Genomic DNA, 10634 nt, shown 5'->3' with positions numbered 1-10634 from the left:
CTTACGCCAGCAGCAGCTCAGCCACTTCCCGGCCGGTAGCCATGGCGGCGTTGAGGGATGGATAAGCTGCTGCATCACCGCACTGGTAGAGGCTCTCGGCCAGGCGCAGGGAGTGCCGGGCCGGGGTACCGGCGGCATACACTGGCAGCGCCTGTTCAATGGTGTAGGTGCGCAGATATTCCCAGTGAGTTGCTGCCGGACCAAACCACTCTGTCAGTTCCTGGCGCAGGCGGCTGGTCAGGCTTTCGACGCTCAGCCCATGATCCCCGTGTGTGCTTACCGATACCAGCACGCGGCCGGGCGGGGCATAGTCGGGGGCCACGTCGCTGGGAAAGGCAACGTTGTGGGCCAGGCAGCGGCGGGTAGCGTTGAGGCGCAGCAGCCGGTCGGCGCGCCCCGGCGAAACTGCTGCGGAAAAGTACGTGCAGGTAGTGCGGCGCCAGGCGGGGTTAGCAGCAGCGGGGCCGGGGGTGGGCACCAGTCTGGCGGGGGCATCCGTTGCCAGGACAATGGCGCTGGCGCTCAGCGTTTCTCCATTGGGCAGGCGCACCGTATTACCGTCGAGGGCCTGGGCAGCTGTGTTCAGGCGCACCGTGCCGGCCGGCAGACGGGCGGCCAGCTGCTCGGGAATCTGCTGCATCCCCAGGGCGGGCACCACGGCTTCGCCCTCCAGGAACTGCTGAAACACGAACTCAAAAAAGTTGGATGCGGTGCTCAGCTCCCGGTCCAGGAATACGCCGCCGAAGAAGGGTCGGAAGAAGTTGTTGATGATCTGCTCACTCCAGCCGTAGCGTCTCAAAAATGTCAGCGTGTCGGTACCGGGCTGAGCCAGCAGCTGCTCGGCCGTCTGGCTTCGCACGGCCAACCCCAGGCGGGCAATGAGCAGCTTATCGGCCAGCGTGCCCACCGGGGAGGTAAGCGCGGCCAGGGCCCCCACCGGCTGGCGCAGCGGGTTTTGCAGCGTGGTACTGGTGCCGTTAGGGAGGCGGATAGAGGCGCCGGAGCGGAAAGCTTTCAAATTCAGGGCGCCGTAGTCCAGCATGCGCTGCACCTCGGGGTAGCGGGTCAGCAGCACCTGGAAGCCCCGGTCGAAGCGAAAGCCCTCGGGCGTCACGTCGGTCCGCACCCGGCCACCCACCGCGTCCGACGCTTCGAGCACTACCACGGAACGGCCGGCCCGGTGCAGGTAGTTGGCACAGGTGAGGCCGGCCATGCCGGCGCCAATGATGACAATGGGGGAATCGGGCATTTCAGAAAAGCAGGATACGCCTCTCTAACCGGGAACTCCTGAAAAGGGTTGGATTCGGGTTAAGAGCCGGGTCAGGGCTTTGCGGTTGCGGGAAGGTCCGGGCCGCCCGGCGACATGCTGAGCAGAAAGGAGCCGTTTAGCGCCCGGCCCAGAATCCGGATGCTGCTGCCCACGGGCTGGCCATTCTGCCGGGCGGCCTCCCACGGAGGCAGTTGCTGCATAATGGCGAGCAGCTGGCTTACAGCCCCCGGGTCGGTGCCGGGTAGCTGGTTGGCTGCCGTCAACCACTTTCCCCCCGCATCGAGCTGCATGTCAATTATCAGAACGCCTCCCCGGGCAGCCCGGCCCAACGGCGTGTTTCCGCCCAGCAAGGGGCCGACGTACTGCAGCAGGGTCTGAATGTAGCTTTCTATTCCGGCGGAGTACGTAGCCGGAGTAAACTCCCGGGCCTGCTCCCGCTTTGCCTGACGCTCCCGGGCCCGCGCCTGTAATTCTGCGCAGGGCTTGGTGAACTTCACGTTCTCCGCCCAGCTGACCGGATCTTCGACCCGGGGCGAAAGCAGGGCCTGGTCGCTATACGACTCGCTTCCGAAATCCAGGGCCTTGCCATCCAGAAACTTGCCGTGGCTGTACCGCTCCGTTGTCACGAGCCGGTAGCCCGGTACCACCCGACTTTCCCACGTCCCATGCGCGTAGCCGTCTACGATGGGCCCGCCAAAGCGGCGGTTCAGCCCAGGCAGCATGTCGTACCACTCCCCGTTGCCATTGCTGGCCCGTTGAGCCCCGGCCGAGTCCCACGACGCGATGATGCGTATCGGCAGCTTCCGCCCGGTCCATTCCAGCGTTTGCCGGGGCTTCCCGTTGCGGTACCAGAATTCCCAGATGCCGGCAGGTTCACCATTGGCAAACTGCCCCTTCACGACAAGCCGCCCGTTCTGATGGTACTGCTCGTACGCGCCGTGTCGCCGGCCATTGGCGTAGTGCAGGCGGAAGAGCAGCCGGTCGTTGGCTACTTGGTAGTCGCGCACCTCCCCCACAAAGTCGCCGGTGGGGCTGATGCGGGTGTGCCGGCGGATTGCCGCACAGGCAATGGGCGTGAGGGTGTAGCCCGCATTGTAGTACATGGCCACGCTGTCGCCCTTCAGCACGCGGACACAGTCGCCAATGGTAACTTCCTGAGCCCGGGCCGGGCGGGACAGGAGCCCCGCAAAAAGCAGCAGGGGTAAAGCCGAACGAAGCAAAAGGCGGGGCATAGCAGGTCAATCGTGGCGGATAAGACTGCTAAAGATACCGGCGGTCTGCTCTAAAACAGCGGCTTGCGCGGCTTCATTACCTTGCGGGTGCGCATCGTGTACAGCTCGGCCACCCCGTCGCGGCTGATGGTCACGCGCCATAGCCCCATTGCCTGGCCCAGCCGAAAGCCGGTAGCCTGATCCTGGGGATACTGCTTTTTGATAAGCTGATAGTCGGCCGTAGCTACCTCGGAGCCCACCTGGCCGTGGCAGCGCAGACACAGCGCGTTATCGAGCACGATGGGACGCTGGTACGTAAACTCCGCTGCCGATGGGCGCCGCGCCAAAGGCTCGGATTCCGGACTCAGTTCCTCTGCAGAAAGCGCCGCCTGGTTTTGGGGGTTGCGGGGTCGGCTGCTCACGCGGCGGGCCGTGGCCATCAGCTTACGGGCCAGGGTATCGGTCACGGCAAAGGTCTCAGGGCGACAGTAGGGCAGCGCGGCGGCGACGCCCCCGGCCTGCAGCTTTTCGGCCAGCACCCGCCGCAGCTCCCGGTCGGCGGTGCGGGTAAGCGAGTCGCCGGCCCAGCGGGCGGCCTTCAGCAGGTCGGCGGGCAGAATGCGCTTCACAGCCATCTTTTCCAGGGTCGTAGCTATTTCCTGACCGTTTTTGATATGTTCAATCTGGTCGGGCCGGCAGGCGGACAGCAAACCCAGCAGGCAGAGGATCAGGAGGTAAAAGGAGAGGCGCATGGCATCAGGTTTTAGCAGAATATCCCGGGCCTGCAAGATAGGCAAGGGACATCGGGCAGGCCGCCCGCTGCCTAGGCAACTCCCGTTATGGGCGCCTGCAGACCGGCTACCAGCCAGGCCAGGGCCGGTCCTTCGTCGGTGAATCGCTCGGCCGCGTAGGGCTTGTCGATGAAAAACTCGGCGGGCGGAAATACGTCGTCGGAGGCAGCGTCGCGCAGGTGCACCGGGGCCAGCAGAAAAGCCAGGTAGACGCGGCCTCCCAGCCGGGTCACGGCCATGGGTAGAAGCTCTGTGAGCATCCAGCGCTGCGAAGCGCCATCAGTGTTACGCCGCCGTCGGGCGTCGAGCAGCCAGGCCCGGCACTGTACCGCCGCCGACTCCTCCAGCAGCTTCAGGTAGCCTTGTTGCAGCTCCTGGCTTGTCACCGGCCGCATCCAGCGCACAAACATCACTCCCAGGTCGGGCCGGTGGGAAAGCTCAAGGAAGTCGGAAAACCGGGTTGTGTTCATGGAAAAGGACAGGGGCGCAAACATACGGCCTGCCAAACCGGAATACTGACGCCGTACCAAACAAATCCGACGGCCCCAGCTAGGAGCTTGTTTTTAGATTCGGTCTGCTTAGGATTCAGCCGGGAAACGTGGCCGTGGGCTACAGGAAGCAAAGGCTGCCAAAATGACTAGGGTAAGAGGCTGGAAAACAGGTTTTGTAGTCAGGATGGCGGGTTGTTCTGTCAAGGATGTGCATTTGAATACTGGTATGGCATTTGTAATTATCCCAATGCAACAACAGAACGGAGGAGACATCGCCATGAACCTGATAAGCAAAGAATTCATTCATAACATCGTCCCCCAGCTGGACCTGTTCAACACCCTGGGTGGCGGACATGCTCAGTTTCAGACGCGCATCGATAAGCGGGAAAAAGGCATTATTATCCGGGTGGCCGTACCATCCGTGAGCCCGGAGAACTTCCACGTGGTACTCAACAATAATATTCTCAACGTGTTTTGCGAGTACCGCCACAACCCGGAAGACAAGCTGGCGGCCCCGCTGTTTGCCCAGACGCTGGACTTGCCGGCCATCCTGGACCTCAGCCGCATCGACGCCGTGCACGAAGGGCACGAACTGCAGATCCGGATTCCTTTCAAGGACCAGACGGCCAAGCCCCGGGAAATTGAAATCAAGCAGCGCTAATACCTGCTCATAACGCCGGGACCGACCGGCAAACCTTCTTCGTCTTACCCAGCCACTGCCCTACAGCAGTGGCTTTTTCGTGCCTCACGTGAAAAGGGGAATCAGCAGCACAAATCCCATGACCAGCGCCAGGTAGAACCAGCCCATGACCTGCCCCCGGTGCCGGCGCGGCAGGCGGTTGCTCAGCACCAGTACGGCCGCGACCAGCAACGTCAGGTACAGCAGCAGAAAGACCACCGTCTTCACCCAGTTGCTGACAATTGTATTCTCGGGCTGCATCTGGTCAGCCATGCCCAGGCCGGCGGTGAGCAGCTTGAGCAGATTGTACACCACGACCTCGAAGGCCAGAAACAAGCTCAGACCCACCCAAAAGGTATTGGAAGAGGTTTTCGGGGATAAGTCAGCCATGACGGGGCAGAAGCTTAGGGGCGGGGCCGGCCGAGCACTTCGGCGGTGCGGGCCTGAATGTACAACTCTTCCACCTTGGCCCGGGCCCAGGGCGTCCGGCGCAGAAACACCAGGCTGGACTTGACGCTGGGATTCACCGAAAAGCAGTTGATGCGGATGCGCTGGTCGAGCTCTGCCCAGCCGTAGTGCGCCACCAGGTACTCCAGAATCTGGGCCAGCGTAATGCCGTGCAACTCCCGGATCAGGTGACCGGACTCGTCGCGGGCGTCGGAAGGGGAAGGAGCGGGCATGGCGGGCGGAAAGGAATTGTCGGAACGAAAATGCTGATGCAAGGATACTAGAACCCGGGGAATGACCGGCGGCACCCGGCAGCTTTTCGCCCGGTTTAGAACCGGAATCATACCGGGGCCGGTTCCCGGGCGTTATCTTTGCCCAAGACCCGCCTGATGAAACGACGCGCTGCTTCTTCTGCTTCGTACCGCCGCCCCCGCCGGCTGCGCCGGCGCCTGCTCCAGATTCTGATGGTATTCCTGCTGCTCGGACTGGTCTTTTACGGCTTTTACCGGCGGCAAATCAACCGCTACGCCCGCCGGGCCTACGCCACGCTTACCCACGGCCGCCTCACCGGCCGGGAGCAGACGCCCCTGCTGGCGGGCTACGCCGTGCACGGCATCGATGTGTCCTCGTACCAGGGCAAAATCGACTGGCCGGAGGTGGCCCGGCATCAGGTGCGGTTTGCGTTTATCAAAGCCACCGAGGGCGTTACGCTGCGCGACTCCCGCTTTGCCCGCAACTGGCGCGAGGCCCGCAAGGCCAGCGTGATGCGGGGAGCCTACCACTTCTTCCAGCCCAACTACGACGGGCGGGAGCAGGCCAACCTGTTTGTGCGCACCGTGCCCCTGGCCGCCGGCGACCTGCCCCCCGTGCTCGACGTGGAAGCGCCTGAGTTTCACGACGTGTCGGTAATGCGCCGGGGCATTGCCACCTGGCTCACGCTGGTAGAGCGGCACTACGGCGTACGCCCCATTCTGTACTCCAACTACAGCTTCTACCAGCGCTACCTGGCCGGGCACTTCGACGACTACCCGCTCTGGCTGGCCCACTACGAGGTGGATTCGCCGGAGCTGCCCAAGGACAAGTGGATTATCTGGCAGCACAGCGACGAAGCGCACGTGCCGGGCATCCGGGGTGCGGTCGACTTCAACGTGTACCAGGGCAGCTACGCGGGCCTGCTGGCGCTGCGCATTCCGCCCCCCCAATCTCCGTCCCGCTAGCTTCTTACGTCGACCCCCTTAATGGCAACTGCTACTCACGTTCGTTTAATATTCGGCGCACTGGCGCTGCTGGGCATTCCTCTGCTTGCGGCCTGCGGCGGAAGCAAGGCCTTTACCCAGTCGGGGCAGGGCTCCTACTATGCCGACAAGTTTGAAGGCCGCAAAACGGCCAGCGGCACCGTGTACCGGGGCAGCGGCAAAACCGCCGCGCACAATACCCTTCCCTTCGGCACGGTAGTCCGGGTCACCAATCCGCGCAACAACCGCTCCGTGAAGGTCACCATTACCGACCGGGGCCCGCACGTCAAAGGCCGGATCATTGACCTTTCGCGGCGGGCCGCCCGTAAAATCGACATCATCGACGCCGGAGTAGCCCCCGTACAGCTCAAGGTCGTGCGGAGCGCCCGGCGCTAAGTTTTTCTATTCCTGTTACCATGAACATCCGCAAAAAAGTAAAGTGGACTTTGCCTGCCGAAACCAACCGGTTTGTGGCCCTGGGGCTGTTTGTAAAAGCCGCCGAAGACCAGACTTGGACGGAGGCTGAAATTCAGTTCGTAATGGACGAGGTGGTGGAGGCGCGGGATGATGCCGAAGCCTTGTCCATCCTGGACTTCTACACGTACCGCTAAAAAAGCCGGGGCGGCCCACCCAACTGGTGAACCGCCCCGACCGGTACTGGAGCAAGCGTAAAGCTTACTTGCGCTTGGCTTTGATCTTGACCTTATTCGCCTCCATTGCCACCTTTATCAGGCTGTCCTGCTCGGCTTTCTGGGCAGCAGTGGTCAGGCGGCCGCTCAGGGAAAGGTAGTCGCCTTCCTTCATCAGGGCGGTGGTTCCATTCTGCATGGTTACGGTGCCGTCGGGGCTTACCTTGATGCCGTTCGGCAGAGTGGTTTCGGCAGATACAGTTTCCGTCTGCCCAAAGCGGGTGATGACGATTTTACCGCCCTGCATAATAGCCCCGTCCTTCATGGTCGGAGCTTTAGGAGGAGCGGCCTGCTGGCGGGGTGCAGGACGGCGTTGCGCCTGGGCAGCTACCAAGCTGCCAAGTACCAGGGCCAGAACAAGAGTAATACGGTGCAACATGAACGAAGAGGTTAGATAAGGGGTGAGAAAAAGTGGAGTAAAATTTACGAAAAAAAGACGAATCAGGCGGTGAAAAGTCCTGGCTCTGCGGTAGAAACTCTGGTCCGGTACCCTGCGTTTTTACCGTTATGGGTCCGGATCTTCGGTTCAACCCGATACCTGCGGGCGCCCGTTCGCTTTACAAGTTTTACGCCAAACTCTGCCTAACTACCTTCGGTTCAACCACAACCTCAACCATAAGCAACCAACGAAGCGTCACTGGTGGCCCGTCGGGTCCCATTCCTGGCAACTTCGCCACCCCTGCTTTTTTCGGTCGCCCTTCGGCGCAAGCTACCTACCCCGTGGAGTACAAGGACTACTACAAGATTCTGGAGCTCGAGAAGTCGGCCAGCAAAGACCAGATCCGCAAGCAATACCGGAAGCTGGCCCGCAAGTACCACCCCGACGTGAACCCCGGCAATGCGGAAGCGGAACGTAAATTCAAGGAGGTCAACGAAGCCCACGAAGTACTCAGCGACGACGAAAAACGCCGCAAATACGACCAACTCGGGGCCGACTGGCAGCGCTACGAGCAGGGTGGCCGGGGTGGCGGGGGCTTCGACTGGTCGCAGTACGCGGGCGGACCGGGGAGCGGGTTCGGCAGCAGCAACCGTCCTGACGACCCGTTTGGCGGCGCCGACTTCTCCGACTTCTTCAGCTCTTTTTTCGGGGGCGGGGGCGGCCGGGCCAGCGGTCGGGCCGGAGCCGGGCAGGATTTGCAGGCTGAAATGGAAATTTCGCTCGAGGATGCCTACCGCGGCGGGCCCCGGACGCTGACCGTGAACGGCAAAAAGCTGCGCATCACGATTCAGCCGGGGGTGGAAGACGGCCAGACCATCCGGCTGCGCGACCAGGGCGGGGCGGGCTACAACGGTGGCCCCAACGGTTCTTTGCTTATCACCTTCCGGGTGCAGCCCGACCCACGCTACACCCGCTCCGGCCACGACCTGACGATGGACGTGCCCGTGAGTTTGTACAAAGCCCTGCTTGGTGGAGAGCAGGTGGTGGAAACATTGTCGGGTCCGGTACGAATCAAAATCAAGCCTGAGACGGCCAACGGTACCCGGCTGCGACTGCGGGGCAAAGGCTTTCCCGTCTACCGGCAGCCCGGACAGTTTGGCGACCTGTACCTGCGCCTCACTGTGGCGCTGCCCCAGCACCTGACGGACCGCGAAAAAGAGCTGCTGCACGAGCTGGCCAAGCTGCGGCCTGAGTAGCGTTGTGTCGGTTCGCTTCTGCTGACCAGCATCAGCCAGCGGAAATTTTTGGCCCGGCGCCATCCCGCTTTGAGAAGCAGCTTAGCCTACATCCACCAGCAGCGCCAGCCCAACCCCCAGAATGGTAGCCATCAGCTTAGGCCAGGGCAGGCGGTGCTCGGGGCTGGTTTCAAACAGGATGGTAGTGGACACGTGCAGGAAGTTTCCGGCTACCAGGCCCAGCAGCGCCGCGTAGGCGCCCCCGCTCAGCAGCTGCTCCAGCACCACGAAGTTGCTCACCACCATGCCGGCCGGTCCGGCCAGCGCAAACAGCACCAGGTAGGGCAGGGCCCTGGAGAAGCTACCCAGGCGCAGCAGCAGGGCGGCCATCAGCGCAAAGGCTGCCGGAATGTGGTGCAGGGCAATACCGGCCAGGATGGCGTAGAAGTTCTGGCTGACGCCCGCCGCGCCCGGCGACTGCACCAGGATGCTGCCTTCCAGAAACGAGTGCAGCACCAAAGAGCCCAGCAGCAAAAACGGCACCCGCCCGGCGTGGGACGTGTGGTGGTGAATGTGCCCGTGTTCGACGCCCTGCGAGAAAACTTCCAGCAGCAGCTGCCCGAAAAAGCCGGCCAGCACGAAATAGCCCACGCGCCGCGTATCCGGCGTCAGCTGCAGGGCTTCGGGAAGCAGATGCGTAACGGTAAGGGTAAACAGGTAAGCCCCGCTGAAGGCCAGCAGGGGCTTCATCCAGCTCGTGCTGCGCGTGGGAATAAGGCGGGTCAGCCAGCCGGCACCCAATACAGTCAGGAACAAAAGGATAATGGCAAGCCACATGGGCAGGGTCGTAAGCGGCTGACAATACGGGAGGGTGGATAGCCGTATCGTAGAAAGAAGGTCTTATTTTTTCAGCACGAAAATCATGCGGGGGCTGGTCTGCTCGTCGAAGGGCCCCAGGCGGTAGTCACCCAGAATTTCAGCCAGGCGCAGGCCCGCCATCCGGAAGTACTCCTCGAACCGCTCCCGGCTCAGGGCCCGGACGCGCTCCTGGTAGTACCGGGGCTGCCCCTGCTCGTCCCGGAAGCGGATGTCCTTCACGATGAAGTCGTGGTCGATATGACGGGTCAGCTCGAACCGGATGCCGGCTGTTTCCTTTACCTCGTGCGCCACCAGCTCACGCATGGTGCGCTCCGTGTTCATGAAGTCGATGACCATCTTGCCCCCGGGCCGCAGGGCCGCCGTAGCCGAGCGCAAGGCCACCACGTTCTCGGTTTCGTGAGTGAAGTAGCCAAAGCTGGTGAACAGGTTGAAGATAAAGTCGAACGGGCCGTGAGGCAGGTGCTCCCGCATGTCATGCTCAAAGAAGTGCAGGTGCTCGTGCTCAAACTGCCGGGCGTGGGCAATGCTTTCGGCCGATAAGTCTACGCCCGTCACGTCGTAGCCCTTGGCGCTTAGGTACACTGCGTGCCGGCCCTTGCCGCAGGCCAGATCCAGCAGGCGGGTATGAGGCTTGGGGTGCAGGTGCGTAATGAGCGCGTCGATGAAGCTTTCCGCTTCCCGCTGGTCCCGGTCCCTGTACAGCAGGTGGTAGTAAGGCGAGTCAAACCAGGTGCTGAACCATTCAGCTTCGGGCTGGGACATTAGAACGTCGGATTAAACGCGGAACGGAGCGTATGGCTGGTTGAGCCGGCTCCGGCAGTTTCAAAAGCAGTAGCCGCCGCCGGCACAAACCAGCGGCGGCTAGCAGGTAGTAGCCGAAACGACCCGGGGCGCTTAGCGCTGTACTTCGTGGCCGTTGGCCGTCGTGTCTTCCTGGCTGGGCTTGGCCTGCAGGTTCGACTTGTTGGTCTTGCCTTCGGTCCGCTCGTTTTCTTCGCCGTTGGCCGAAATCGAAGCTTCGGCATTGGTATGGTGCTCCTTGTGAGCCTCAAACGGCACGTTCGAACTCACCGGCTCGGCAATAGCACCGCCTTTCGCCTGGTGCGGGTCATTCACGGTGCCCAGGTCGAAATTGTCGGACGAGCGGGTACCGGGGGCCACCTGGTCAAGTGAAACTTTGGCTTCGGGGCGCCAGTCCGACGGCTCGCTGCTGCAGGAGCTCAGGGCGAGGGCGGCTACGGCCAGCCCGGAAAGCAGAAGGTTCTTGGTCATCAGAGTAAAGGTTGATAAGTATGCGGGCCCGGGCCGAGGCGTCGGAGCCGGGTCAA

15 protein-coding genes are annotated in these 10634 nt (G+C 62.3%); 5 read left to right on the top strand and 10 right to left on the bottom strand.

Going from position 1 to position 10634, the window contains the following annotated elements:
- Position 1: 1 nt before the first annotated feature.
- The 4 genes from LJY25_RS04260 to LJY25_RS04245 form a co-directional block, all read right to left on the bottom strand.
- Complete coding sequence (locus LJY25_RS04260) at positions 2-1249, bottom strand: protoporphyrinogen/coproporphyrinogen oxidase (protein ID WP_227606998.1); 1248 nt, start codon at positions 1247-1249, stop codon at positions 2-4.
- Positions 1250-1320: 71 nt separating this feature from the next.
- Positions 1321-2502: a toxin-antitoxin system YwqK family antitoxin gene (locus LJY25_RS04255; RefSeq protein ID WP_227606997.1), complete on the bottom strand. Its 1182-nt coding sequence runs from the start codon at positions 2500-2502 to the stop codon at positions 1321-1323.
- A gap of 50 nt (positions 2503-2552) precedes the next feature.
- Positions 2553-3233, bottom strand: coding sequence for a c-type heme family protein (locus LJY25_RS04250; protein WP_227606996.1), 681 nt, complete (start codon positions 3231-3233; stop codon positions 2553-2555).
- Between the two features lie 71 nt (positions 3234-3304).
- Positions 3305-3742, bottom strand: a complete 438-nt coding sequence (locus LJY25_RS04245; protein ID WP_227606995.1) for a hypothetical protein — start codon at positions 3740-3742, stop codon at positions 3305-3307.
- 268 nt (positions 3743-4010) lie between these two features.
- On the opposite strand from LJY25_RS04245, the gene LJY25_RS04240 reads away from it, so the two are divergent.
- On the top strand, positions 4011-4424 hold the full coding sequence (locus LJY25_RS04240) for an Hsp20/alpha crystallin family protein (protein ID WP_227606994.1): 414 nt from the start codon (positions 4011-4013) through the stop codon (positions 4422-4424).
- 84 nt (positions 4425-4508) lie between these two features.
- On the opposite strand, the gene LJY25_RS04235 is transcribed toward LJY25_RS04240, so the two are convergent.
- Complete coding sequence (locus LJY25_RS04235) at positions 4509-4832, bottom strand: hypothetical protein (RefSeq protein ID WP_227606993.1); 324 nt, start codon at positions 4830-4832, stop codon at positions 4509-4511.
- A gap of 14 nt (positions 4833-4846) precedes the next feature.
- Positions 4847-5122, bottom strand: a complete 276-nt coding sequence (locus LJY25_RS04230; protein WP_227606992.1) for a VF530 family protein — start codon at positions 5120-5122, stop codon at positions 4847-4849.
- Between the two features lie 156 nt (positions 5123-5278).
- Between LJY25_RS04230 and LJY25_RS04225 the strand changes: the two genes are divergently transcribed.
- The 3 genes from LJY25_RS04225 to LJY25_RS04215 are packed head-to-tail and all read left to right on the top strand — an operon-like array spanning position 5279 to position 6735.
- The gene (locus tag LJY25_RS04225; protein ID WP_227606991.1) at positions 5279-6106 is read left to right on the top strand and encodes a glycoside hydrolase family 25 protein; all 828 of its coding nucleotides are present in this window, start codon (positions 5279-5281) and stop codon (positions 6104-6106) included.
- Positions 6107-6127: 21 nt separating this feature from the next.
- Positions 6128-6520 carry a septal ring lytic transglycosylase RlpA family protein gene (locus LJY25_RS04220; protein WP_227606990.1) on the top strand — a complete coding sequence of 131 codons (393 nt, stop codon included), beginning with the start codon at positions 6128-6130 and terminating at the stop codon, positions 6518-6520.
- 20 nt (positions 6521-6540) lie between these two features.
- Positions 6541-6735: a hypothetical protein gene (locus tag LJY25_RS04215; RefSeq protein ID WP_227606989.1), complete on the top strand. Its 195-nt coding sequence runs from the start codon at positions 6541-6543 to the stop codon at positions 6733-6735.
- A gap of 64 nt (positions 6736-6799) precedes the next feature.
- On the opposite strand, the gene LJY25_RS04210 is transcribed toward LJY25_RS04215, so the two are convergent.
- On the bottom strand, positions 6800-7192 hold the full coding sequence (locus tag LJY25_RS04210) for a DUF6799 domain-containing protein (RefSeq protein WP_227606988.1): 393 nt from the start codon (positions 7190-7192) through the stop codon (positions 6800-6802).
- Positions 7193-7533: 341 nt separating this feature from the next.
- Between LJY25_RS04210 and LJY25_RS04205 the strand changes: the two genes are divergently transcribed.
- Positions 7534-8448 (top strand): DnaJ C-terminal domain-containing protein, encoded by a 915-nt coding sequence (locus LJY25_RS04205; protein ID WP_227606987.1) that lies wholly within the window; start codon positions 7534-7536, stop codon positions 8446-8448.
- An 81-nt stretch (positions 8449-8529) separates the two neighbouring features.
- Here the strand turns inward: LJY25_RS04205 and LJY25_RS04200 are convergent, their stop codons facing one another.
- From LJY25_RS04200 to LJY25_RS04190, 3 genes are all read right to left on the bottom strand, one after another.
- Positions 8530-9264, bottom strand: coding sequence for a ZIP family metal transporter (locus LJY25_RS04200; protein ID WP_227606986.1), 735 nt, complete (start codon positions 9262-9264; stop codon positions 8530-8532).
- Positions 9265-9327: 63 nt separating this feature from the next.
- The gene (locus LJY25_RS04195; RefSeq protein WP_227606985.1) at positions 9328-10068 is read right to left on the bottom strand and encodes a class I SAM-dependent methyltransferase; all 741 of its coding nucleotides are present in this window, start codon (positions 10066-10068) and stop codon (positions 9328-9330) included.
- Between the two features lie 132 nt (positions 10069-10200).
- Positions 10201-10578 (bottom strand): hypothetical protein, encoded by a 378-nt coding sequence (locus LJY25_RS04190; RefSeq protein ID WP_227606984.1) that lies wholly within the window; start codon positions 10576-10578, stop codon positions 10201-10203.
- Positions 10579-10634 lie beyond the last annotated feature (56 nt).

It is taken from the genome of Hymenobacter translucens (assembly GCF_020685205.1).
Lineage (GTDB): Bacteria > Bacteroidota > Bacteroidia > Cytophagales > Hymenobacteraceae > Hymenobacter > Hymenobacter translucens.
Note: the sequence above shows the minus strand (reverse complement) of the source record. Positions and strands in the feature narration are given on the sequence as shown.